We start from the raw sequence: 23,764 nt of genomic DNA on the forward strand, positions 1-23,764 counted from the left end.
GTAGAAGGAGGCCATTATGCCGATGATTTCTCTTGCCGACGGGCTGGCGCACGCCCGCGAGCATCACTACGCCTTAGGTGCGTTTAACGTGCTCGACTCCCACTTTCTGCGCGCCCTCTTCGCCGCTGCAAAGCAGGAGCGCTCGCCGTTTATTATCAATATTGCTGAAGTGCATTTTAAATATATCTCGCTGGATTCACTGGTTGAGGCCGTGAAGTTTGAAGCCGCCCGCCACGCCATTCCGGTGGTGCTGAACCTCGATCACGGTCTGCATTTTGAGTCGGTGGTGCGCGCTTTGCGTCTCGGTTTTAGCTCCGTGATGTTCGACGGCTCCACGCTGGAGTATGAAGAGAATATTCGCCAGACCCGGGAAGTAGTGAAGATGTGCCACGCCGTCGGCGTTTCGGTCGAGGCGGAACTGGGGGCGGTAGGCGGTGATGAAGGCGGCGCGCTCTATGGTCACGCCGATGAAGCGTACTTTACCGATCCTCAACTGGCGCGGGACTTTGTGGATCGCACCGGTATCGACACCCTTGCCGTGGCTATCGGCAATGCCCACGGCAAATACAAAGGCGAGCCGAAACTCGATTTTGAACGGCTGGATGCAATTCGCCAGCAGACCGGACTGCCGCTGGTGCTGCATGGGGGGTCCGGCATCAGCGATGCGGATTTCCGGCGCGCTATTTCGCTCGGCATCCACAAAATCAACTTCTACACCGGCATGTCACAGGCGGCGCTGGGTGCCATTGAGCAGCAAATGGCAAACCGCCAGCCGCTGTACGATGAGTTCGCGCAACTGCTGCTGGGTATCGAAGAAGCGATAACCGATACCGTTGCCGGGCAGATGCGGATCTTTGGCAGCGCGGGGCAAATCTGATGGACCGTAAAGGGGTTATCGCGGCGGGAAATATGCTGGTCGACCATGTCCACCAAATTGTGCAGTGGCCGGAGCGCGGCTGGTTGGCGGAGATCACCCACAGCGAGCGGTCGACCGGCGGCGCGCCGCTTAATGTGCTGCTGACGCTGGCGAAAATGCACACCGGCATGCCGTTGCAGGCAGTGGGGCTGGTGGGTGAAGACAGCGATGGCGACTATATTATGGCGATGCTTGAGCAGTACCATGTCAACCGCCAGCATGTGCAACGCACTCACGCCGCGCCGACCTCCATGTCACAAGTGATGACCGATCCCACCGGGCAGCGCACCTTTTTCCACTCGCCAGGAGCCAATCGCCTGTTGGATCTGCCTGCCTTCGAGCGCCTTGATAGCAGCATGAAAATCTTCCATCTCGGCTATTTACTGCTGCTCGACAGCCTGGATATGCCGGACGAGACATTTGGCACCCGCAGCGCGCGTCTGCTGGCGCAAATGCGTGAGCAGGGTTACGAAACCTCGCTGGATTTGGTGTCGCGCAAGGGCGATCCGCGCTATCAGCCGCTGGTATTGCCGTGTCTGAAGCATCTCGATTATCTGGTGATTAACGAACTGGAAGCCGGAGAATTCAGCGGCCTGGAGATGCGCACCGCGGACGACGGGCCGCATATCGACAATATTTCCCTCGCGGCGGCAAAACTGCTGGCGGCAGGGGTGAAACAACGGGTGGTGATCCACTGCCCGGAAGGTGCGTGGGGCGAAGCCGCCGGGCAAACAGGCGAGTGGATCCCTTCGCGCATGTTAAGTCAGGCGGAAATTATCGGCAGTGTTGGCGCGGGGGATGCGTTCTGCGCCGGATTTTTATATGGCTGTCATGAGGCATGGTCGTTGCAGGCCAGCGTCCGTCTGGCACACGCCTGCGCCCGCGCCAGTCTGCTGTGCGCCAACGCGATTGATGGCGCAAAAACGCTGGAAGCGTTGCAACAGGAGATGGATCTTCCGGCGTAACGTCCGGCGCGCGTTAATAACCTACGCCGCCTGGTGGTTATGGGCAACATCTGCGGCAAATACGTAGCCCAGGCCACGCAGGGTTTTGATAAAACCGGGCTGGTGAGGGTTCGCTTCGATTTTGCGTCGCAGCCGCATAATCAGTACGTCGATGGTGCGGTCAAAGACCTCCACGCTTTCGCTGTGGGTTAACGTCAGCAGCTGTTCGCGGCTCAACACCCGGCGCGCGTTCTGCACCAGCGCCAGCAGCAGACTGTATTCGCCCTGCGTCAAGGCCACCCGTTGCTGCTGCGGGTTAAACAGCTCGCAGCGTTCAGGATCGAGATGCCAGCCATTAAAAAGGAAACCGGCGGATTTCGCCGCAGGCGTTTCGGCGGCCAGTACGCCAGTGCGGCGCAGCACGGCCTTAACCCGCGCCACCAGCACGCGCGCATTAAACGGTTTACCAATGTAATCGTCTGCGCCCATCTCCAGCCCGACCACCACATCCGACTCGCTGCCTAAACCGGTAAGCATCACAACCGGCAGTTCAGGCCGCTGCTTTTGCAACTGCTGCAACACGCGCAACCCGTTGATATCCGGCAGCATCATATCCAGCAGCACCAGCGCGATATCCGGTTTCTCGCCAGCCAGCGCCAGCGCATCCAGCCCGTTATGACAGACGTAGACCGTAAAGACATGCTCCTTAAGCACATCTTCCAGCAGTGCGCACACCGCCGTATCGTCATCCACCACCAAAATCGCAGGTTTCATCAGTCGCGTCCGCAGGCTTCATTGGGCTAAGTGTGATCCATTCTGTTGGTAGCCAGAGATAAATGCAGTGAATAAATGCCGTTTTTTTAATCACGGTCACATCCCCCTCGCCTTTCGACACGTCACTTTTGACGATGACCTGCGTTTCGTCAGTATTTTGACCAAATATCCGCCGTAATATCAGTCAATACCCCCAATAACGCTATGGCATAGAAGATGCATAATGGGGGGCGACAATGTTAACTGGAGCGAAAGTGATGAAAAAAGTCGTCACGGTTTGCCCGTATTGCGCCTCGGGATGCAAGATCCATCTGGTGGTCGATAACGGCAAAATCGTTCGGGCGGAGGCAGCACAGGGGAAGACCAATCAGGGTACCCTCTGTCTGAAGGGCTACTACGGTTGGGATTTCATTAACGATACCCAAATCCTGACGCCTCGTCTGAAAACCCCGATGATCCGCCGCCAGCGTGGCGGCAAACTGGAGTCTGTGTCCTGGGATGAAGCCCTCGATTATGTCGCCGGGCGCTTAAAAGCGATCAAAGAGAAGTACGGTCCGGATGCTATCCAGACCACCGGCTCTTCCCGCGGTACGGGTAATGAAACCAACTACATAATGCAAAAATTCGCGCGCGCCGTTATTGGAACCAATAACGTCGATTGCTGCGCTCGTGTCTGACACGGCCCCTCGGTTGCAGGTCTGCACCAATCGGTCGGTAATGGCGCGATGAGTAATGCCATTAATGAAATTGATAACACGGACTTAGTGTTTATCTTTGGTTACAACCCGGCGGATTCTCACCCTATCGTCGCCAATCATATTATTCTGGCGAAACAGAACGGGGCGAAAATCATCGTCTGCGATCCGCGCAGAATCGAAACCGCGCGCATTGCCGATATGCACGTCGCATTGAAAAACGGGTCGAATATCGCCCTGCTTAACGCAATGGGGCATGTGATTATCGAAGAAAACCTGTACGACCAGGCGTTCGTCACCAACCGTACAGAAGGCTTTGAAGAGTACCGGAAGATTGTCGAAGGCTACACCCCGGAATCCGTTGAGGATGTTACCGGCGTGAGCGCGCAGGAGATCCGCCAGGCCGCCCGCATGTACGCTGGCGCCAAAACGGCGGCGATTCTGTGGGGTATGGGTGTCACACAGTTCTATCAGGGCGTTGAAACCGTGCGTTCGCTGACCAGCCTCGCCATGTTGACGGGGAATCTGGGGAAAGCCCATGTTGGGGTCAACCCGGTGCGTGGTCAGAATAACGTTCAGGGTGCCTGCGACATGGGTGCGCTGCCGGATACGTTCCCGGGCTATCAATATGTGAAAGAGGATGCGCACCGCGAGAAATTCGCCAAGGCCTGGGGTGTGGAGAGTCTGCCTGCGCATACCGGTTATCGCATCAGCGAGTTGCCGCATCGCGTGGCGCATGGCGAAGTGCGCGCCGCTTACATTATGGGCGAAGATCCGCTGCAAACGGATGCTGAACTGTCCGCCGTGCGTAAAGCGTTTGAAGAACTCGATCTGGTGATTGTGCAGGACATTTTCATGACCAAAACCGCCTCGGCGGCGGACGTCATTCTGCCGTCTACCTCGTGGGGTGAACATGAAGGTGTTTACACCGCAGCGGATCGCGGCTTCCAGCGCTTCTTTAAAGCGGTCGAACCGAAGTGGGACCTGAAAACGGACTGGCAAATTATCAGTGAGATCGCCACCCGCATGGGTTACCCGATGCATTACAACAACACGCAGGAAATCTGGGACGAATTGCGTCATCTGTGCCCGGACTTCTACGGCGCTACCTACGAAAAAATGGGTGAGCTGGGTTACATTCAGTGGCCGTGTCGCGATACATCGGATGCCGATCAGGGCACGTCTTATCTGTTTAAAGAGAAGTTCGATACCCCGAACGGGCTGGCGAAGTTCTTCACCTGCGACTGGGTTGCGCCGAAGGATAAACTGACGGAAGAGTATCCGATGGTGCTGTCTACCGTACGTGAAGTGGGCCACTACTCCTGCCGCTCCATGACCGGTAACTGCGCCGCACTGGCCGCGCTGGCGGATGAACCGGGCTATGCGCAAATCAACACGGCCGATGCCGCAAGGTTGGGCATTGAAGATGAAGCGCTGGTGTGGGTGAACTCGCGCAAAGGGCGGATCATCACCCGCGCGCAGGTTAGCGAGCGTCCGAACAAGGGTGCGGTGTACATGACCTACCAATGGTGGATTGGCGCTTGTAACGAGCTGGTGACGGAAAACCTCAGCCCGATTACCAAAACACCGGAGTACAAATACTGCGCCGTGCGTGTGGAACCGATTGCCGATCAGCGCGCCGCCGAGCAGTATGTGATAGATGAGTACAACAAGTTAAAAACCCGCCTGCGTGAAAGCGCACTGGGTTAATAACCGACAGTAGTCATCTTATTAAAGCGGAGTGATTAATTCACTCCGCTTTTTATTTATTTCAGCACATATACGAAGCGAATTAATTATTCGGGATCGCGATTCCATAAAATATGTAATTTATCGAAAGGGGAATTACATCTTTCTTTTCTGACGCGTGAAATTATGATATCGGGCGGGTGCTTAAGGCTTTCTGACTTAAGCATTATTATGTTTAGGAAGGGAAGTAGTAAGCCCCGGGCTATGTTTCCATAAACCCGGGGCTAACCCTCACACCCTCGACAGGTGGAAGGTTAGCCTCTTATTCTTTTTATTGCAAGGAGTAAAAGGCATGACGCCATTGAAATATTTGTTAGGCATTCTATTAATTGTTTGTGTAACAATCCTGCTGTTCGCCTTTATTAATCAGGGGAGACTCTGTGAGTTAAAAATAAAGAGCCAGCATCAGGAAGTGGCGGCAAAATTAGCCTGCATAGCAGGCTAAACCTGGCTGGTGGGGAAACCCGCCAGCTTTTCCTGGTGGGGGGAGAGGTCTTAATGCACCCAATTTATCACTTTCTGCATTCTGTATGCGGGTGACAACGTTATACGACCCGCGTCAGGCGTACTTTACCGGAACGGGAACGATAAATGGGATGAGGATTCCCTCTTCAATGATTGTCGCCGCGAGCAACAGCGCAATCTGCTATGTGAGTGCAGCAACGCCTCCGCTCGTGTAATGTCACGGACAGGATCCCCCCGGAGTATCGCCTTGAAATTATCAGAAACGGAGCTGCCGGTAAGTCAGCAGAATAAGAACATCATACGTCTGGCAACGGCGCAGGCGCTGGCCGGGGCGAATTCGGTGGTCTTCTACGCCACCGGGGCGATTGTCGGCAACACCATTGCCCCGAGCAGCACACTGGCCACGCTGCCGGTCACGGTCTTTGTGCTGGGTATGGCGGCGAGCATTCTGCCATTCGGCGCGCTTGCCCGTCGCCAAGGCAGGCGAGCGGCATTTATGACAGGCACGGCGCTGGGGGTGCTGACCGGGCTGACAGCAGCGCTGGCGGTGGTGCTGGGCACATTTACGCTCTTTTGCCTGGCTGCGTTTATGGGGGGCGCTTACGCCGCCGTGGCCTTATCGTTCCGTTTCGCCGCCACAGATGGCGTGGGGGAAGAGCGGCGCGCCAGAGCGTTGTCACTGGTGATGGGCGGCGGCGTAGCGGCGGGCGTGCTCGGGCCGATGCTGGTCACCGCCACGCTGGATCTCTGGCCTGCCCATACCTTTGCCGTGACCTTTCTTGCCCAGGCGGCGGTAGCGGCCATCTCCGCACTGGTGCTGATGGGCGTGATATCGCCGCCTCCCACGCCGGAAGCCATCCGCGGTGGCCGACCGCTGTCTGACATTGTCCGCCAGCCGGGCTTTGCGCGCACCGTCTTTGGCGGCGCGGTTTCATACATGGTGATGAATTTCCTAATGACCGCAGCCCCTCTGTCGATGCATATACACGGCATTTCGCTACAGGCCTCCAATCTCGGTTTGCAGTGGCATGTGATCGCCATGTACGGGCCAGGGTTCTTTACCGGTAAGCTGATTAACCGCTTCGGCGCACACCAGGTTGGCGCAGCGGGGTTGTTGATCACCGCCCTGTCGGTGGCGGTGGGTCTGTCGGGAACCGGAGTGGCGCACTATTGGGTTTCGCTTATTTTGCTGGGGCTGGGCTGGAACTTCGGCTTTACCGGCGCATCGGCAAAAATCATCGACTTCCACCGTCCTGAAGAGAAAACCCGGGTGCAATCGCTGAATGATTTTATTGTCTTCGGCGTGATGATCGTCGGCTCTTTTTCCTCCGGCGCACTGCTGAATGCGTTTGGCTGGAACGCCGTACTCTGGGGATCGCTGGTGCCCGTGGGTATGGCCTTTCTGGCGATTGTTAGCAGGGGAATGGCCGGGAAACGGTAAAAAAAATCCCTCCGTGAAGGAGGGATTAAGAGGCTTACTGATCGGCTGTCTTGTCGAATTTGCCCAGCACTTCGCGCTCATACGCCAGCGCTTTTTTGCGGTCAAACTTGTGTTCCCACTTCGCAATCACCAGTACCGCCAGCGCGTTGCCCACCACATTCAGCGCGGTACGACCCATATCGAGGATACGGTCAACACCGGCGATAAACGCCAGGCCTTCCAGCGGAATACCGACGCTGCCCAGCGTTGCCAGCAATACCACGAACGAGACGCCCGGAACGCCAGCAATGCCTTTTGAGGTCACCATCAGCGTCAGTACGAGGATAATCTCCTGCCCGAGCGACAGATCAATGCCGTACAACTGGGCAATAAATATTGCGGCAATACTCTGATACAGCGTGGAACCATCGAGGTTAAAGGAGTAACCGGTCGGCACCACAAAGCTGGTGATTGACGCCGGTGCGCCATAGGCTTCCATTTTCTCGATAATGCGCGGCAGCACGCTTTCCGAACTGGCAGTGGAGTACGCCAGAATCAGCTCTTCTTTGAGGATACGAATCAGGATCCAGATGCTCAGCCCGCAGATTCGCGCCACGATGCCCAACACCACCAGAGCAAAGAACAGAATGGCGAAATAGACGAGGATCACCAGCTTCGCCAGCGGCCACAGTGAGGCAAAACCAAAGTTCGCCACCGTCACCGAGATCAACGCAAACACGCCTACCGGCGCATAGCGCATCACCATGTGGGTGACTTTGAACATGGTTTCAGAGATCGAGCGGAACACCGTCACCAGCGGTTCACGGTGCGATGCCGGCAGGGAAGAGAGCCCCAGACCAAACAGCACCGAGAAGAAGATAACCGGCAGCATATCGCCTTTCGCCATCGACGCGATGATATTGGTCGGCACCAACGATAAGATCGTCCCCATCAGGCCGTGGGCGTGACTTTGCACTTCCGCGGTGGTGCTTTGGTATTTCGAAATATCCACCGTCGCCAGTTGCGACATATCGATACCCGCACCCGGCTGGAAAACATTCGCCAGCGTAATGCCAAGAACAATAGCAACCGTAGTGATCACTTCGAAATAGATGATGGTTTTCGCGCCGATACGCCCGAGCTGTTTCGCATCACCGACACCGGCAATCCCGACAACAAGCGTGGAGATAACAATCGGCACCACAATCATTTTGATCAGATGGATAAAGATATCGCCTGCCGGAGACAGGAGATTGGCAATCAGCCATTCACGGCTATCGCTTTGGTAATGCAGATAACTACCCAGAAGAATACCCAGCACCAGGGCCAGCAAAATCTGCCAGGCCAGGCTGACTTTCATGTTTTTCATAACTACAGACATCCTCAATGAAGCACCATTCCATGCTCAGGAACGACACATACTGAAAGGGTATGATTAGCGTCGCACGGTATTGCGGGGTTTTTTAATGCGCATTATCAGTACCATTTGCGGGGTGTAACGCGCAACCCTATACCGGGAGGGGGTTTGACTGAATTTTTATCTAAAAACCGTCTTTTATTTTAGTTACGTTAAATAAGCTTTTGTTATAGAAAACTTTTTAGCCTGTCTAATTCCAATATTTACGTTTGGAAATTATTAGCTCGCATTTGTTCATTTGCGTATTTTTTAGGCAGAAAAAATGCCGTGCTGACAATTTATTGCGGAAATATTGTCTGCAATTGTTCATTAGAACAGTGAATAGTTCACATAAAAAACAATAACCACACTATCAATCAGGCGATAAATTTTCAGAAGCTTATACCCACCTACCGCTTTGTCACCCTATCAGGCGTAATCGAATTGTCACTTTTCATAACCTGCTGTTATGAATCTAATTTATCCCCGCGCGGCTTTTTTTTGCTTCCGATGCACGCTAGTGCATTTATTTTGCTGCTTTTTCATACCATACAATTAATGCGTGATCTGTCGCGCAAATAATAAACAAAACAGGTAAGGGCTCTTCAATTAACTTTTACGTGACATATTATTAACATCCTACAAGGAGAGCAAATGCCATGAGCCAAATACATAAACACGATATTCCCGCAAATATTGCGGAACGTTGCCTGATTAATCCGGAGCAGTATGAGGCCAAATATCAGCAATCCATAACAGACCCTGACGCCTTCTGGGGCGAGCAAGGCAAGATCCTCGACTGGATCACGCCCTATACGAAGGTGAAAAACACCTCCTTCGCCCCCGGCAATGTTTCCATCAAATGGTACGAAGACGGCACGCTAAACCTTGCCGCCAACTGCCTGGACCGCCATCTCGCTGAGCGTGGCGACCAAACCGCGATTATTTGGGAAGGCGATGACGCAAGCCAGAGCAAAACCCTGACCTACCGCGAGTTGCACCGCGACGTATGCCGTTTCGCTAACGTGCTGGTCGATCTCGGCATCAAGAAAGGCGACGTAGTGGCGATTTATATGCCCATGGTGCCGGAAGCCGCCGTCGCCATGCTCGCCTGCGCACGCATTGGCGCTGTGCATTCGGTTATTTTCGGCGGTTTCTCGCCGGAAGCGGTTGCCGGGCGCATTATCGACTCCAGTTCACGCCTGGTGATCACCGCCGATGAGGGCGTCCGCGCCGGGCGGACTATCCCGCTGAAGAAAAACGTCGACGACGCGTTGAAAAACCCGCACGTGAACAGCGTTGAACATGTGGTGGTGCTGAAACGCACCGGCGGTAAAACGGAGTGGCATGAAGGGCGCGACCTGTGGTGGCACGATCTGACCGACCATGCCAGCGACCAGCATCAGGCTGTCGCCATCGGCGCAGAAGATCCGCTGTTTATCCTCTATACCTCAGGTTCGACCGGCAAACCCAAAGGGGTCCTGCATACCACTGGCGGTTATCTGGTGTATGCCGCGTCGACATTTAAATATGTCTTCGACTACCACCAGGGCGATGTTTACTGGTGCACCGCCGACGTCGGTTGGGTCACCGGCCACAGCTACCTGCTGTACGGTCCGCTGGCCTGCGGCGCAATCACGCTGATGTTTGAAGGGGTGCCAAACTGGCCGACCCCGGCGCGCATGAGCCAGGTGGTCGACAAACATAAGGTGAATATCCTTTATACCGCGCCGACAGCGATCCGTGCGCTGATGGCGGAAGGCGATAAAGCGATTGAAGGCACTGACCGTTCGTCGCTGCGCATTTTAGGCTCCGTGGGCGAGCCCATTAACCCGGAAGCCTGGGAGTGGTACTGGTCCAAAATCGGCAATGGCAAATGCCCGGTCATGGATACCTGGTGGCAGACGGAAACCGGCGGTTTTATGATCACCCCGCTGCCGGGCGCAACCCAACTGAAAGCCGGTTCCGCCACCCGTCCGTTCTTCGGCGTTCAGCCTGCGCTGGTTGATAACGAAGGCAACACGCTGGATGGCGCAACAGAAGGCAACCTGGTGATCACCGATTCATGGCCGGGCCAGGCCCGTACCCTGTTTGGCGATCACGAACGCTTTGAACAAACTTATTTCTCAACCTTTAAAAACCGCTACTTCAGCGGCGACGGCGCCCGTCGCGATGAAGATGGCTACTACTGGATCACCGGGCGCGTGGATGACGTGCTCAACGTCTCCGGTCACCGTCTGGGTACGGCGGAAATTGAGTCAGCGCTGGTGTCGCACCCAAAAATCGCCGAAGCCGCCGTGGTGGGCATTCCGCACAACATCAAAGGCCAGGCCATTTACGCCTATGTCACGTTAAACCACGGCGAAGAGCCTTCGCCAGAGCTGTACACCGAAGTGCGCAACTGGGTGCGTAAAGAGATTGGCCCACTGGCAACGCCGGATGTCCTGCACTGGACCGACTCGCTGCCGAAAACCCGCTCCGGCAAAATCATGCGCCGTATTCTGCGCAAAATTGCCGCAGGCGATACCAGTAATCTGGGTGATACCTCGACGCTCGCCGATCCAGGTGTCGTGGAAAAACTGCTCGAAGAGAAGCAGGCGATCACCATGCCATCGTAATTCCCCTACAGCCCTCCCCTTCGGGGGAGGGTACAAAAAAACGCCTCGACCTTACCTCTGGAGAATTCTGTGATGAATAATATTTATCAACAGATTGAAAACAGTGCGCATTTCAGGGAGTTAGTGGAAAAACGGCAACGGTTTGCCTTCATCCTTTCCATCATCATGCTGATTATTTATGTCGGCTTTATCTTGTTGATTGCCTTTGCGCCACAGTGGCTTGGCACGCCACTGCATGAGGGCACCAGCGTAACGCGCGGTATTCCGATTGGCATTGGCGTGATCCTGATTTCGTTTGTGCTGACCGGCGTCTACGTCTGGCGGGCAAACGGCGAGTTTGATCGTCTGACAAAAGCGGTGATGAACGAGGTAAAAGCATCATGAAGAGAGTCCTGACGGCGCTTGCCGCCACACTGCCTTTCACAGCCAACGCCGCCGATGCCATTACCGGCGCAGTCCAACGCCAGCCCACCAACTGGCAGGCGATCATCATGTTTGTGGTGTTTGTGGCGTTAACGCTGTGCATCACCTACTGGGCGTCTAAACGGACCCGCACGCGCAGCGACTACTACACGGCCGGCGGCAATATCACAGGCCTGCAAAACGGGCTGGCCATTGCCGGTGACTATATGTCAGCGGCCTCTTTTCTCGGTATCTCCGCGCTGGTTTACACCTCCGGTTACGACGGCCTGATCTACTCGCTCGGCTTTCTGGTCGGCTGGCCGATTATCCTGTTCCTGATTGCCGAACGCTTGCGTAACCTCGGGCGCTATACCTTTGCCGATGTGGCCTCCTATCGTCTTAGACAAGGCCCGATTCGCTCGCTCTCCGCCTGCGGTTCACTGGTCGTGGTGGCGCTGTATCTTATTGCGCAGATGGTCGGTGCCGGTAAATTGATTGAACTGCTGTTCGGCCTGAACTACCACGTTGCGGTCGTGCTGGTGGGCGTGCTGATGGTGATGTATGTGCTGTTCGGCGGCATGCTGGCCACCACCTGGGTGCAAATCATCAAAGCAGTATTGCTGCTGTTTGGCGCCAGCTTTATGGCCTTTATGGTGATGAAGCATGTCGGCTTTAGCTTTAATAACCTGTTTAGCGAAGCCATGTCCGTACACCCGAAAGGCAGCGCGATCATGAGCCCTGGCGGGCTGGTCAAAGATCCTGTCTCTGCCCTCTCTCTCGGGCTGGGGCTGATGTTCGGCACCGCGGGCTTACCGCATATCCTGATGCGTTTCTTCACCGTCAGCGACGCACGTGAAGCGCGTAAGAGCGTGTTCTACGCCACCGGGTTTATGGGGTACTTCTATATTCTGACCTTTATCATCGGCTTTGGCGCCATCATGCTGGTGGGCGCGAACCCGGCGTTTAAAGATGCCACGGGCGCGCTGATTGGCGGCAACAATATGGCAGCAGTGCATCTGGCCAATGCGGTCGGCGGCAGCCTGTTCCTCGGCTTTATCTCCGCTGTCGCCTTCGCCACCATTCTGGCAGTAGTAGCGGGGCTGACGCTGGCGGGCGCATCGGCGGTCTCTCACGATCTCTACGCCAACGTATTCCGTAAAGGCGCAACGGAGCGTCAGGAGCTGAAAGTCTCGAAAATCACCGTGCTGGTGCTTGGCGTGGTGGCTATCCTGCTGGGGATCCTGTTTGAAAACCAGAACATCGCCTTTATGGTCGGACTGGCCTTCTCGATTGCCGCCAGTTGCAACTTCCCGATCATTCTGCTTTCCATGTACTGGTCGAAACTGACCACCCGTGGCGCAATGATTGGCGGCTGGCTCGGCCTGTTAACCGCCGTGATTCTGATGGTGCTTGGCCCGACTATCTGGGTGAAGATCCTCGGTCATGCGACCGCCGTCTTCCCGTATGAGTACCCGGCGCTGTTCTCCATTGCGATTGCGTTTATCGGCATCTGGATCTTCTCCATCACCGATAACTCCGAAGAGGGTAACCGCGAGCGCGAACTGTTCCGCGCGCAGTTTATCCGTTCGCAGACCGGTATCGGTATCGAACAAGGTCGCGCACATTAATGCCCTACCCCGGCCAGTAATGGCCGGGGATCACATTTTCCCCACCTGCCAGTACCCATCTTCCGCCATCGCGCTACAGTACAAAAATCCAATCTGAAACACCGTTTTTAATACATCAATACGTTAATTCATTTATGACTTACGAGGATGCGATGAAAAAATATGCGCTGGTAGGTACTGGCGGGCGCGCCGGATTATATATCTCGGCCATCGGCGGTCAGTGGAAAGAGAATGCCCGCATGGTGGCGTTTTGCGACAGCAACCAGACGCGGATGGACTACGCCAATCAGTTGTTAAAAAACGAAGGCGCTGCGCCGGTTTCCAACTGGCAAGCCGCGCAGTTTGAAACAATGATTGCGGAAACCCGGCCGGACATCATTATCGTCACCACCATGGACCGCACCCATGATGACTATATCGTGCGGGCGCTGCATGCCGGCTGCGATGTGATCACCGAAAAACCGATGACCATTGACGAACAGCGCGCGCTACGCATTCTGGATGCCATTGAACAGACCGGGCATACCGTGCGCGTGGCGTTTAACTATCGTTATGCGCCGCACCACAGCAAAGTGCGCGAGTTGCTGATGAACAACACCATCGGCGAGGTCTACTCGGTGCATTTTGAGTGGCTGCTGAATACCGAACATGGCGCAGACTATTTTCGTCGCTGGCATCGGGAAAAACGCAACAGCGGCGGCTTGCTGGTGCACAAATCCACCCATCATTTTGATTTGATGAACTTCTGGCTCGACAGCTACCCGCTGCGAGTGTATGCCGAAGGTGGGCTGCGCTTTTACGGGAAAGAGAACGCGGAAAAACGCGGCATCACCCGCTTTTACCCACGCACCCACGGTTATGCCGCCGCAAAAGATGACCCCTTTGCCCTGCATATGGATGAGAATCCACAACTGAAAGCGCTGTACCTGGATGCGGAGCACGAAGATAACTACTGGCGCGATCAGAGCGTTTTCAGCGATGGCATCACCATTGAAGATACGCTGTCGGTACTGGTGAAATACCAGAACCAGTGCCAGTTGAGCTACTCACTGAACACCTACCTGCCGTGGGAAGGGCTAAACGTGGTTTTTAACGGCAGTCAGGGGCGGCTGGAGATGAAAATCGTCGAAAAATCTTACGTGAACGCCGGAGGAGAACGCGCCAGTGAGGGCAGCCTTGAATCCTGCGATATTACCGTCTTCCCGATGTTTGCCGCACCGTGGAAAGCAGACTTTACCCTCGGCGAGGGCGGTCATGGCGGTGGCGATAACGCCATGCTGGCGGACCTGTTTGGCGAACCGGGTCATGATCCCTTAAAACGCGCCGCCGATCACCGCGCTGGCGCAATGTCGATCCTGACCGGCATCGCCGGGAATATCGCCATGCAGCAACAGCGCCCGGTTAATTTTAACGAGTTTGAACTGGTCACCCGCCTGAAAAAACAGTAACCCCTGCGCCCCGTCAGCGCTGGCGGGGCATTAAAACATCACCCATGCCACCAGCGGTGCGCTCAGTACCATCACCACACCAGAGAGCATCATCACCAGGCTGGCGACGACCCCTTCCTGCGGCCCCAGCTCATACGATCGCGCGGTGCCCGCACCATGGGAAGCCGCACCAAAGCCCGCGCCTTTCGCCATCCCTTCGCGGATCGACAAACGCAGAAACAGCATATCGCCCACCGCCATGCCGAACACGCCTGTCACCACCACGAACAGCGCCACCAAATCCGGCTGCCCGCCAAGGGGTTTCGCGGCGGCAAGCGCAAACGGCGTGGTAACCGAACGGACCGCCAGGCTACGCTGGATCTCATCCGGCAATGTGAATAAACGCGCCAGCCAGACCGAACTGGTGACCGCTACCACGGTGGCGGTGATCACCCCGGCGGACAGCGACATCCAGTGGCGGCGAATGATCGCCAGGTTGTCATACACCGGGACGGCAAAAGCGATGGTCGCCGGTCCCAGAAACCATATCAGCCAGTGCGACTCGCCCATATAGCTTTGATACGAGATATGCCCAAAGACCAGCAACAGCACCAGTAGCACAGGGGTGCAAACCAGCGGCATTAAGGGCAAGGTGTGGAAACGCCGGTAAATACGCTTATTGAGAAAATAACACCCCAGCGTCAATAACAGGCACAGTACGCTTAATGAGAACTCACTCATTGTTAAGCCTGCTCACTTCAAAACGATAGACTCTATCCACCACCCAGGCCGTCGCGCCCAGCACCATTAACGTACTCAGGCCAATAACGGCAAAAATGCGCCAACCGTCCACCATCAACAATTGTGCATAATTCACCACCGCAACCACGGCGGGCACAAAAAACAGCAGCATTTCCGCCAACAGCCAGCGCGCCCCCTCCCGTACCCAACTCAGCGGGATCACCCGGCACAGTATCAGGCCCAGCATAAGCAGCATGCCGACCAAATTGGCCGGTAAAGGCAGATGCAACCACTGGACAAGGTATTCAGCAACGATGAACAACCCGGCATACAGTACGACCTGAACCGGGACCTGAAGACGACGCACAAGGGCCGGCGTAACACGTCTTAACGCCACGTCCATATTAATTTCCCATTAACTCGGCAGGCGCTCAGTATAGAGAGGCACCAGGTGTGACAGAAATGAATTAAAATCATCGCGGGCATAGTTGAAAGGAATAGTTATGGACATCCGAACGCTGCGTTATTTTGTGGAGGTGGTTCGCCAGCAAAGCTTCACCCGCGCGGCGGAACGTCTTTTTGTTACCCAACCGACCATCAGCAAAATGCTGAAGAATCTGGAAGATGAGCTGGATTGCACGCTGATCATCCGCGATGGCCGCAAACTTCTGCTTACCGATACCGGGCGGGTGGTCTTTGAGCGCGGCGTGGCGATCCTGGCGGAATTTCGTCAACTCGAAGCCGAACTCGGTGATATTAACCATTTGAATAAAGGCGTGTTACGCCTTGGCATTCCGCCGATGGTCGGTATGTTGATGGCCGGGCCAATCAGCCTGTTTCGCCAGCGCTACCCTGGCGTAGAGCTAAAAATCTCCGAATTTGGCGGTTTAGTGGTGCAACAGGCAGTGATCAGCGGCGATCTGGATCTGGCGATGACGGCGCTACCAATAGAAGAAGAGAGCGGTTTGTCAACGCTGCCGCTGTTCAGCCACCCAATGTGTGTGCTGGTACCGCGCTCCGGAGGCTGGGTCGAACGCGAGGTGGTGACCCCGGAGGAGCTGGGAGAGCACCCGTTACTCATTTATAACGAAGATTTCGCCCTCAGCCGCCAGTTAATGCAGTTGTTCAATCAGCACGGCGTAAAGCCGCGCATTGCGGTGCGCAGCGGTCAGTGGGATTTTCTTGCGGCGATGGTGCAGGCCGGTGTGGGTATTGCGATATTGCCGGAGCCGATTTGCCAGCGGTTAGATAAGCAGACGCTGCGCTGGCTGCCGCTACAGAGCGATTTACGCTGGCAACTGGGGATGATTTGGCGCGAAGGGGTTTACCTTTCACGTAGCGCTCAGGCGTGGCTGGAGTGCTGCAAAGGATTCTGGCTACAACCGCCTGATGGCGTGGCGCTGACCAAACCGACAAAACCTGCGTGAGTTTGTCGGCCGTATAACGTCGCCATCCGGCACGGTTTTTTACTTATGCTCCAGTAGCAATGCCTCCAGCAGGTCGAGATCGTGCAGCAGTTTTTGCAGCGTCTCGTTGCTGATCTGACGGGTCGCGCGCAAATGGTAAAGCTCGGCGCGCTCAGAGCGTAGCGCTGCCAGGCGGAAACGGCGCTCCAGGTTCTCTTCCTGTAACGAGCTTTCCACGTTGTTGCGCCCGTCGGCGCGGCGCCGCAGATTACCAATCACCCGTGAGCTGACTTCGGTCAGCAGTTGATCATCGATATTCTCTTCGGTATCCGCCGCCAGGCGCTCCTCCATTTTCTGAATCGCCACAATCGCCACATCGGCCGTGGCGGCCCGCGCCATCCGCTCCTCTTTATACTGCTGCGCGTGGTCGCGTACCTCAACATGCTGCAACAGCGACGGCAGCACGATCACGCCAACAAACAGCGAAAACAGGATCACCCCGGCGGCCAGGAACACCAGCTCATAACGCGCCGGGAAGACATCACCACTGGGCAGCAACAGCGGAATAGAGAGGACGCCCGCAAGGGTGATCGCCCCGCGCACCCCGGCAAAGGTGGCAATCAATAATTCGCGATCGCTCCAGGAGGCAAACTCCATCGGTTTTTTGGTAAGGAAACGGCGGCTGACCCTTTTCATCGTCCACAACCAGCCAAAACGCACCAGCATTAACGCGGCATAAATCAGCACGATATCGGTGAACAGCATCCAGGTTTCAACATTCGGGTCGGCTTCCGCCGCCACCAGAGAGGACTCCAGAATACCTGGTAATTGCAGCCCCAACAGCAGAAACACCATGCCGTTAAAGACGAACTCCAGCATCGCCCAGGTGCTGTTCGCACGCAGACGCATCGCCAGTGGCGCGGTGCGCATCACGCCGGAACGGGTGATGGTCATCCCGGCCGCTACCGCCGCGAGGATGCCGGAAACGCCGATATGCTCGGCAATCAGATACGAGGCGAACGGCAGCAGAAACAGCAGGACGATTTGCGTCGCCGGTTCATCGCCGCCCCAGCGGCTGAGAAAGCGCAGCGAGCGGCCATACAGCCAGCTCACAACAAAGCCCGCCAGCAAGCCGCCTATCGCCACTTTCATAAACTCAACCGTTGCGCCGCCGACGGTAAAGACCATGGTCCCCATCACCACGGCTACGGCGAATTTCAGCGACACCAGGCCTGAAGCGTCGTTCATTAACGCCTCGCCCTGCAAAATCCCCATAATTTTCTTAGGAATGCGCCCTTCACCGACGATGCCGGAAAGCGCCACCGCATCGGTTGGCGACAGTACCGCCGCCAGCGCAAACGCCGGTACCAGCGGGATCCCCGGCACCACCCAGTAAATTAAGAAGCCGATACCCACTACGGTGACCAGCACCAGCGCCAGCGCCAGACCGAAGATCTCGCGACCATGCTCGAGAAACTCACGCGTGGGAGTTTTCCAGCCATCGGCGAACAGCAGCGGCGGAATAAACAACACCAGGAACAGCTCCGGGTCGAACTCCACATGCAGGCCAAAGGTGGGGAAAGCCAGCAGTGCGCCAATGGCGATTTGCATCAGCGGTAGCGGGATTTGAAACGGTAGGACACGGGTGACGACCCCCGAAAGCGAAACCACAAGGGTCATGATGAGAATGGTAAAGAATATTTCCATGCGTTCCCTGTTTGCGATGTTTTGTTATAAAGGCCTCAGACCTTGATGCCAGAACATCCAGCTTAACGCAAAGAAACCGGGCTGTGGGCAAAAAAATGGGCGACCGGAGTCGCCCATTGTTAATACGTTTAGCGATCAGATAGCCCAGCCGCCTGCATAGAATACAACCAGCGCAACCGCAATCACCACGGTGCCGATGTTCAGCTTACGCCATTCACCGGAGACCACGCGGCCAATAACCAGCGAGGCAAAACCGATCATGATGCCGGTAACGATATTACAGGTCAGCACGATGAAGACGGCGGTGATCAAGCCTGACATCGCGTCGACGAAATCGGCAAAATCGATTTTCGCGACATTGCTCAGCATCAGCAGACCCACATACATCAGCGCCGGTGCGGTGGCATACGCCGGCACCAGGTAAGAGAGCGGAGAGAGGAACAGGATCAGCAGGAACAGCACGCCAACGGTGATCGCGGTCAGACCGGTTTTACCGCCTGCCGCCGTACCGGCCGCAGATTCGATATACACCGCTGCCGGCGCTGCGCCGACCAGACCAGAGAACACACTACTCAGGGAGTCGGTGGTCAGCGCTTTGCCGCCATCGATAATCTGCCCGTCTTTATCCAGCAGGTTTGCCTGCCCGGCGACCGCACGGATAGTCCCGGTGGCGTCAAACACCGCGGTCATCACCAGCGCCAGCACGCTTGGCAGCACAACCGGGTTCAGCGCGCCCATGATATCCAGGCTGCCGATCAAGGAGTTACCCTTGTCGTCGCTCAGCGAAGGCATGGCGAAAATACCGGAGAAGTGTACGTTCGGATCGAAAATCAGCCCCACGATCGACACACCGATAATCGTCAGCAAAATGCCGCCCGGCACTTTCAGTTTTTCGAGGCCAATAATGACCGCCAGGCCAATCAGCGACATGATCACCGGGAAACTGGCGAAATGGCCCAGCGCAACCGGCAGACCATCCAGTGGGTTTTTGATAACCAGACCCACGCCGTTTGCAGCGATAAGCAGCAGGAACAGGCCGATACCGATGCCGGTACCGTGCGCAACGCCCTGCGGCAGGTTGCGCAGGATCCAGCTACGAATACCGGTCGCGGAAATCACGGTAAACAGCACGCCCATCAGGAACACGGCGCCCAGCGCAACCGGCACGCTAATGTGCTGACCCAGCACCAGACTGAACGCGGTAAACGCGGTGAGAGAGATAGCGCAGCCGATAGCCAGCGGCAGGTTCGCCCACAGGCCCATCACGATGGAGCCAACGCCTGCAACCAGACAAGTGGCCACAAATACCGCCGTAGGTGGGAAACCCGCTTTACCCAGCATGCCGGGAACAACGATGACCGAGTAGACCATCGCCAGGAAGGTGGTTAAACCAGCAACGATTTCCTGACGAACAGTACTGCCACGGGCAGAGATTTTAAACAGTGCGTCAAGCGAACCGCCGGTACGCGCAGAAGGCGTAGACATAGGAAACATCCCCTGAGAATTTTATTGTTCGTTCGCATGCGTGGTGGACAGTCCACTGCCGGTTAAACGTCATCTCCCTGTGCTGCGTTGTGGCAAGGGGGCCACAAAAAAGCAAACGTTTAACTCCGCGCATACAACGGTTGGTCGAAAAAAGGCAAACGATTATCCAGCGTTTAGATACCGCTTTTCAACTGAACTTTGCCGCTTTTCGCTAAATTTCGCTTATGGTGATTAAGAAGTCATCGACAGATGCGCAAACGTTATCGTCGATGCGCAACTTTGCAACATTTTCGGATCATTTTAGCCCCCGGGAAGATCGAACGGACCGCCCTGAACGATGGCGCGTTGCCAGGCCGGACGCATTTCAATGCGCTTTTTCCACGCCCGCAAGGCGGGCAGGTTATCCACCCCACCGCGCGACAGCAGCGCAAAGACCGGAAAACTCATCTGCATGTCCGCCATGCTCAATTGCTCCCCGGCAAACCAGCTATGGTGCGCCAGCTCCTCTTCAAGAAAGCGCGCATGCGTGGTGATTTGGCGGTTCAGCCAGGCTTTCTGAACACCATACGAAAGCAGCTTGCCGATACTGCGAACGCCAAATGGCACCGGAGGTTTGCCCAGACTGGCGAAAACCAGCTTCATAAGTAACAGCGGCATCAGCGATCCTTCCGCATAGTGCAACCAGAAGAGGTAATCCAGCTTCTGCTGCATCGCCTGTGGCTTAAAGCGCTGCGCTGTGTCGTAGGTTTCCTGCAAATACTCCAGGATCGCGCCCGATTCCGCGAGGATCAGCCCGTTATCTTCTATGACAGGGGATTTGCCTAACGGGTGTACTTTGCGAAGTGACTCCGGCGCGAGCATTGTTTTTTCACGCTGGTAGCGAACAATTTGATACGGCACGCCCAGTTCTTCTAAAGCCCAAAGAATACGCTGTGAGCGGGACTGATTCAGATGATGCACCGTAAGCATGTTTTTCTCCCGAGGATCCATATGAATTAACTATAGAAAATCGGCGCCGTTGCGGTTGAAAGAGCGAAGAAAAAAAGCCTGAAAAAATTGCTCAAAAAAGTGGCAATTTTGCTGCGGTGACCTAGACTAAAAGTGTCAGCACAACCCGGAACCTCCAACATGACGAGGCGTGCTGATGTCGGGGGAAACCCTCCTGCAACAGAGCGGGATAGAGAGAAAGACAAAGACCGGAAAACGACTAAAGCGCCCCAACGGGCGCTTTAGTTTTTTATGCGTCTCAGTCGTCTTCCAGCAGACGCGCGCCGGTGCCCTGCTGCCCAAGCTGGTCGCCAGGGTTACGTAGCGGGCAGTCGCTGCGCGACAGGCAACCGCAACCAATACACCCATCCAGCTCATCACGTAGCGCAACCAGTGTATGAATGCGGCGATCCAGTTCTTCGCGCCATTGGGACGACAGGTGTTTCCACTCTTTCGCACTGAGCGTGTGCCCTTCCGGCAAGACGCCGAACGCTTCACCGATGGTCGCCAGCGGAATACCAATACGTTGCGCAATCTTGATGATTGCAACATAACGCAGCACATCGCGGGTGTAGCGCCGCTGATTACCGGTATTACGGGTACTTTTAATCAAGCCTTTGCTCTCATAAAAGTGCAGCGCTGAGACGGCCACCCCGCTACGCTTCGCCACTTCACCGGGGCTCAGCAGGGCTTTTATACGCGGCATTCTCTTTTCCATAAAACCTCTTTACCTCAAGTTAACTTGAGGAATTATACTCGCTCCCAGACAAAACGACGAATCGGGAAATGAGGAAGCTTTATGTCCCATCAGCAAATTATTCAGACCCTTATTGAATGGATTGATGAACATATCGACCAACCAATGAACATTGATGTAGTCGCCAGAAAGTCAGGTTATTCAAAGTGGTATCTACAACGGATGTTCCGTACCGTGATGCATCAAACGTTGGGCGACTATATTCGCCAGCGCCGTTTGCTGCTGGCAGCGGAAGCACTGCGTACGACGCAACGCCCTATTTTTGATATTGCGATGGATTTGGGGTATGTCTCGCAGCAGACGTTTTCACGCGTATTCCGCCGGGAGTTTGACCGCACCCCCAGCGATTACCGACATCATGCCTGATGGGCGATCACTTTAACGACGGCGGCTGCTGCACCCAGCGTTTGAATTCCTGTGGCGGCAGCGCCCTGGCAAAGTACCACCCCTGGCAAAACTGAACGCCGCGTTTTAACAGCCAGGTCACCTGCTCCGCCGTTTCCACCCCTTCCGCAATAATCTTCAGACGTAGGCTCTGCGCCATCTCGATAATGTGTTCGGCAATCAGGTGGCTGGTGCTGTTGGTGGTGAGCGTATCAATAAAGGATTTGTCGATTTTCAGGATATCGACATTAAGGGAGTAGAGATTGTGCAGGTTGGAGTAGCCAGTGCCAAAATCATCGATCGCCACTTCGTAGCCGGCCTGGCGAAACGCCTGAATCACCGGCGTGGTTTTCGGCACATCGATAAACCCGCGTTCGGTCACTTCAATCTTGATTTGCCCGGCGCGTACGGCATGCGCCCGGGTTTTATTGGCAATTAACGAGATCAGGCGTGAAGAGTGGAAATCCGCAGCAGATAAGTTGATCGAGATGTAGAGATCGGGAACCTGCGGCAGAAAATCGCCCAAATCATTAAAGACTTCATCAACGACATAATCGGTCACGCGTTCGATCATGCCCTCTTTTTCCGCCAACGGAATAAATTCAGCCGGACTCATGACCTGACCGTTAAAACCCGGCCAGCGCAGCAACGCTTCTGCCCCTACGCACGTGCCACTTTTGATATCAATAATAGGCTGGTAATGAAGGCAGAGCTGACGCTTCGTTAATGCCCGGTGGAGCAGGCGGCGCGGGGAGTTAAATTCCTGCCGCGTTCGTGACCACAATAATAAGATGATCACACTGCATACCATCCCCAACGGCAGGGTAAACGTCACCTGGTGGTAAAAGGCCTGAAGATAGTGATCGCTGGAGGTCGACACGATAATAGCAATCGGCCGTTTGTCAGAGTGGGCGATCGTGTAAAAACGCGTGCCCTGCTGGAATGTCGAGTCATTCCGGTTCACCAGCTTCGACAGCGTACCGATATCCGTCGAGCGACTCACCGAGAAGAATAAATGGGTGACCGTATCGTAAACACCGTATGCCAGTTCATTATCCTCTGACATGACATCGCTATAGGCGAGCGGGTTAACCACCGCAACATAATTTCCACGCTGCATGTAGACCATTTTATAGCCAGCGTAAAAAGGGGTATCCCGGTAGTAATAAATAGCAATATCAGGACGGCGTTTATACTCAGCTGGTGAAATAGCATACGGTTGTTCGGGCGTTATTACGCTCGAACACAAAAATTGCCCACCGCGGGCATAAATTAAATCGGAGACATACAAACTGCCGCGCACGATATTGAGCATTGCAGCGCGATGCTCTGGCGTACAAATTTGACCTTGATATTTCTCTGCTGCTAAACGAACCGTATCCACCTGCTGAACTACCGCTTCCGTTTTATTTAGCGCCAGTTGAGCAAAGGAATGGAGTTGCGTGCCTGTTTCTTTTACCGCACGGATATGCGCAAACCATAGCGAGAGCATCACCGGTAGTAACACTACCAGGATTATCCCAATGACCCAGAGCATCTTGCGACGCACGCTATGATTCATGTCCGCCTATATCCATGCATTTTATGTGCCTTTTAATTGTACGGCAGGATGCTTTGATAAACAGGTGATTACGTTGCATGAATCATACGACATTAGCAACTGACTTTTATCATTAAAAACCTAATATTTGGTTATGACGATAATATTCGACCGTAAGCCAAACTAAAAGTCGGCTCAATGTTTATATTAAGGAAAATATTAATCCGTAGTTCAGGTTAGTTTTAACTTAATGCAACCGGGAATCGCTGATTAAGCCAAACTAACCACAGGATAAAAAAGAACTGACCGTGCGGAAATTTTTT

General features: G+C 55.0%; 20 protein-coding genes. 11 read left to right on the forward strand and 9 right to left on the reverse strand.

What is annotated here, in order from left to right; all coding sequences use genetic code 11:
* Positions 1–16: 16 nt before the first annotated feature.
* Together N7922_RS22735 and N7922_RS22740 are read left to right on the forward strand one after the other, a co-directional pair.
* Positions 17–877: a ketose 1,6-bisphosphate aldolase gene (locus N7922_RS22735; protein ID WP_263098391.1), complete on the forward strand. Its 861-nt coding sequence runs from the start codon at positions 17–19 to the stop codon at positions 875–877.
* The gene (locus N7922_RS22740; protein ID WP_263100985.1) at positions 874–1,881 is read left to right on the forward strand and encodes a carbohydrate kinase family protein; all 1,008 of its coding nucleotides are present in this window, start codon (positions 874–876) and stop codon (positions 1,879–1,881) included. The genes N7922_RS22735 and N7922_RS22740 overlap by 4 nt, the downstream gene beginning before the upstream one ends.
* 21 nt (positions 1,882–1,902) lie before the next feature.
* On the opposite strand, the gene N7922_RS22745 is transcribed toward N7922_RS22740, so the two are convergent.
* The gene (locus tag N7922_RS22745; RefSeq protein WP_263098392.1) at positions 1,903–2,634 is read right to left on the reverse strand and encodes a response regulator; all 732 of its coding nucleotides are present in this window, start codon (positions 2,632–2,634) and stop codon (positions 1,903–1,905) included.
* A 257-nt stretch (positions 2,635–2,891) separates the two neighbouring features.
* Here N7922_RS22745 and fdhF point away from each other — a divergent pair, with 257 nt between their 5' ends.
* The 3 genes from fdhF to N7922_RS22760 all read left to right on the forward strand — a co-directional run bounded on the left by fdhF (position 2,892) and on the right by N7922_RS22760 (position 6,984).
* The gene (gene fdhF, locus N7922_RS22750) at positions 2,892–5,039 is read left to right on the forward strand and encodes a formate dehydrogenase subunit alpha (RefSeq protein WP_263098393.1); all 2,148 of its coding nucleotides are present in this window, start codon (positions 2,892–2,894) and stop codon (positions 5,037–5,039) included.
* Positions 5,040–5,370: 331 nt separating this feature from the next.
* Positions 5,371–5,523 (forward strand): Hok/Gef family protein, encoded by a 153-nt coding sequence (locus N7922_RS22755; protein ID WP_263098394.1) that lies wholly within the window; start codon positions 5,371–5,373, stop codon positions 5,521–5,523.
* 267 nt (positions 5,524–5,790) lie between these two features.
* Entirely contained in the window at positions 5,791–6,984 is a 1,194-nt protein-coding gene (locus N7922_RS22760) for an MFS transporter (protein ID WP_263098395.1), read from the forward strand.
* Between the two features lie 34 nt (positions 6,985–7,018).
* Here the strand turns inward: N7922_RS22760 and gltP are convergent, their stop codons facing one another.
* Positions 7,019–8,332: a glutamate/aspartate:proton symporter GltP gene (gene gltP / locus N7922_RS22765; RefSeq protein ID WP_061498683.1), complete on the reverse strand. Its 1,314-nt coding sequence runs from the start codon at positions 8,330–8,332 to the stop codon at positions 7,019–7,021.
* A 686-nt stretch (positions 8,333–9,018) separates the two neighbouring features.
* Here gltP and acs point away from each other — a divergent pair.
* The 4 genes from acs to N7922_RS22785 all read left to right on the forward strand — a co-directional run bounded on the left by acs (position 9,019) and on the right by N7922_RS22785 (position 14,455).
* Entirely contained in the window at positions 9,019–10,977 is a 1,959-nt protein-coding gene (gene acs, locus N7922_RS22770) for an acetate--CoA ligase (RefSeq protein ID WP_263098396.1), read from the forward strand.
* A 72-nt stretch (positions 10,978–11,049) separates the two neighbouring features.
* On the forward strand, positions 11,050–11,361 hold the full coding sequence (locus tag N7922_RS22775; RefSeq protein WP_263100986.1) for a DUF485 domain-containing protein: 312 nt from the start codon (positions 11,050–11,052) through the stop codon (positions 11,359–11,361).
* Positions 11,358–13,007, forward strand: coding sequence for a cation/acetate symporter ActP (actP, locus tag N7922_RS22780; protein WP_263098397.1), 1,650 nt, complete (start codon positions 11,358–11,360; stop codon positions 13,005–13,007). The genes N7922_RS22775 and actP overlap by 4 nt, the downstream gene beginning before the upstream one ends.
* Positions 13,008–13,159: 152 nt before the next feature.
* The gene (locus tag N7922_RS22785; RefSeq protein WP_263098398.1) at positions 13,160–14,455 is read left to right on the forward strand and encodes a Gfo/Idh/MocA family protein; all 1,296 of its coding nucleotides are present in this window, start codon (positions 13,160–13,162) and stop codon (positions 14,453–14,455) included.
* Positions 14,456–14,485: 30 nt separating this feature from the next.
* On the opposite strand, the gene N7922_RS22790 is transcribed toward N7922_RS22785, so the two are convergent.
* Both N7922_RS22790 and N7922_RS22795 read right to left on the reverse strand, forming a co-directional pair.
* Entirely contained in the window at positions 14,486–15,175 is a 690-nt protein-coding gene (locus N7922_RS22790; protein ID WP_263098399.1) for an LrgB family protein, read from the reverse strand.
* Positions 15,168–15,578 (reverse strand): CidA/LrgA family protein, encoded by a 411-nt coding sequence (locus N7922_RS22795; RefSeq protein WP_263098400.1) that lies wholly within the window; start codon positions 15,576–15,578, stop codon positions 15,168–15,170. Before N7922_RS22795 ends, N7922_RS22790 begins: the two co-directional genes overlap by 8 nt.
* Positions 15,579–15,678: 100 nt before the next feature.
* Between N7922_RS22795 and N7922_RS22800 the strand changes: the two genes are divergently transcribed.
* Positions 15,679–16,602, forward strand: coding sequence for a LysR family transcriptional regulator (locus tag N7922_RS22800; RefSeq protein ID WP_263098401.1), 924 nt, complete (start codon positions 15,679–15,681; stop codon positions 16,600–16,602).
* A gap of 39 nt (positions 16,603–16,641) precedes the next feature.
* On the opposite strand, the gene N7922_RS22805 is transcribed toward N7922_RS22800, so the two are convergent.
* The 4 genes from N7922_RS22805 to soxR all read right to left on the reverse strand — a co-directional run bounded on the left by N7922_RS22805 (position 16,642) and on the right by soxR (position 21,478).
* On the reverse strand, positions 16,642–18,288 hold the full coding sequence (locus tag N7922_RS22805; protein ID WP_263098402.1) for a Na+/H+ antiporter: 1,647 nt from the start codon (positions 18,286–18,288) through the stop codon (positions 16,642–16,644).
* A 135-nt stretch (positions 18,289–18,423) separates the two neighbouring features.
* Positions 18,424–19,773 (reverse strand): guanine/hypoxanthine transporter GhxP, encoded by a 1,350-nt coding sequence (ghxP, locus tag N7922_RS22810; protein ID WP_263098403.1) that lies wholly within the window; start codon positions 19,771–19,773, stop codon positions 18,424–18,426.
* 300 nt (positions 19,774–20,073) lie between these two features.
* The gene (locus N7922_RS22815) at positions 20,074–20,742 is read right to left on the reverse strand and encodes a glutathione S-transferase family protein (RefSeq protein WP_263098404.1); all 669 of its coding nucleotides are present in this window, start codon (positions 20,740–20,742) and stop codon (positions 20,074–20,076) included.
* Positions 20,743–21,019: 277 nt separating this feature from the next.
* Positions 21,020–21,478: a redox-sensitive transcriptional activator SoxR gene (gene soxR / locus N7922_RS22820; RefSeq protein ID WP_263098405.1), complete on the reverse strand. Its 459-nt coding sequence runs from the start codon at positions 21,476–21,478 to the stop codon at positions 21,020–21,022.
* Between the two features lie 81 nt (positions 21,479–21,559).
* Between soxR and soxS the strand changes: the two genes are divergently transcribed.
* Complete coding sequence (soxS, locus tag N7922_RS22825; protein ID WP_061498717.1) at positions 21,560–21,883, forward strand: superoxide response transcriptional regulator SoxS; 324 nt, start codon at positions 21,560–21,562, stop codon at positions 21,881–21,883.
* Positions 21,884–21,890: 7 nt separating this feature from the next.
* On the opposite strand, the gene N7922_RS22830 is transcribed toward soxS, so the two are convergent.
* Entirely contained in the window at positions 21,891–23,462 is a 1,572-nt protein-coding gene (locus N7922_RS22830) for an EAL domain-containing protein (protein ID WP_263098406.1), read from the reverse strand.
* Between the last annotated feature and the right edge of the window lie 302 nt (positions 23,463–23,764).

Source organism: Kosakonia sp. ML.JS2a, assembly GCF_025642095.1.
In the GTDB taxonomy this organism is placed as follows: domain Bacteria; phylum Pseudomonadota; class Gammaproteobacteria; order Enterobacterales; family Enterobacteriaceae.

Coding starts and splice junctions, on each gene's coding strand:
- N7922_RS22735 (WP_263098391.1), top strand. CDS start 17: ATGCCGATGATTTCTCTTGCCGACGGGCTGGCGCACGCCCGCGAGCAT.
- N7922_RS22745 (WP_263098392.1), bottom strand. CDS start 2,634: ATGAAACCTGCGATTTTGGTGGTGGATGACGATACGGCGGTGTGCGCA.
- N7922_RS22755 (WP_263098394.1), top strand. CDS start 5,371: ATGACGCCATTGAAATATTTGTTAGGCATTCTATTAATTGTTTGTGTA.
- gltP (WP_061498683.1), bottom strand. CDS start 8,332: ATGAAAAACATGAAAGTCAGCCTGGCCTGGCAGATTTTGCTGGCCCTG.
- acs (WP_263098396.1), top strand. CDS start 9,019: ATGAGCCAAATACATAAACACGATATTCCCGCAAATATTGCGGAACGT.
- N7922_RS22775 (WP_263100986.1), top strand. CDS start 11,050: ATGAATAATATTTATCAACAGATTGAAAACAGTGCGCATTTCAGGGAG.
- actP (WP_263098397.1), top strand. CDS start 11,358: ATGAAGAGAGTCCTGACGGCGCTTGCCGCCACACTGCCTTTCACAGCC.
- N7922_RS22785 (WP_263098398.1), top strand. CDS start 13,160: ATGAAAAAATATGCGCTGGTAGGTACTGGCGGGCGCGCCGGATTATAT.
- N7922_RS22790 (WP_263098399.1), bottom strand. CDS start 15,175: ATGAGTGAGTTCTCATTAAGCGTACTGTGCCTGTTATTGACGCTGGGG.
- N7922_RS22795 (WP_263098400.1), bottom strand. CDS start 15,578: ATGGACGTGGCGTTAAGACGTGTTACGCCGGCCCTTGTGCGTCGTCTT.
- N7922_RS22800 (WP_263098401.1), top strand. CDS start 15,679: ATGGACATCCGAACGCTGCGTTATTTTGTGGAGGTGGTTCGCCAGCAA.
- N7922_RS22805 (WP_263098402.1), bottom strand. CDS start 18,288: ATGGAAATATTCTTTACCATTCTCATCATGACCCTTGTGGTTTCGCTT.
- ghxP (WP_263098403.1), bottom strand. CDS start 19,773: ATGTCTACGCCTTCTGCGCGTACCGGCGGTTCGCTTGACGCACTGTTT.
- N7922_RS22815 (WP_263098404.1), bottom strand. CDS start 20,742: ATGCTTACGGTGCATCATCTGAATCAGTCCCGCTCACAGCGTATTCTT.
- soxR (WP_263098405.1), bottom strand. CDS start 21,478: ATGGAAAAGAGAATGCCGCGTATAAAAGCCCTGCTGAGCCCCGGTGAA.
- soxS (WP_061498717.1), top strand. CDS start 21,560: ATGTCCCATCAGCAAATTATTCAGACCCTTATTGAATGGATTGATGAA.
- N7922_RS22830 (WP_263098406.1), bottom strand. CDS start 23,462: ATGAATCATAGCGTGCGTCGCAAGATGCTCTGGGTCATTGGGATAATC.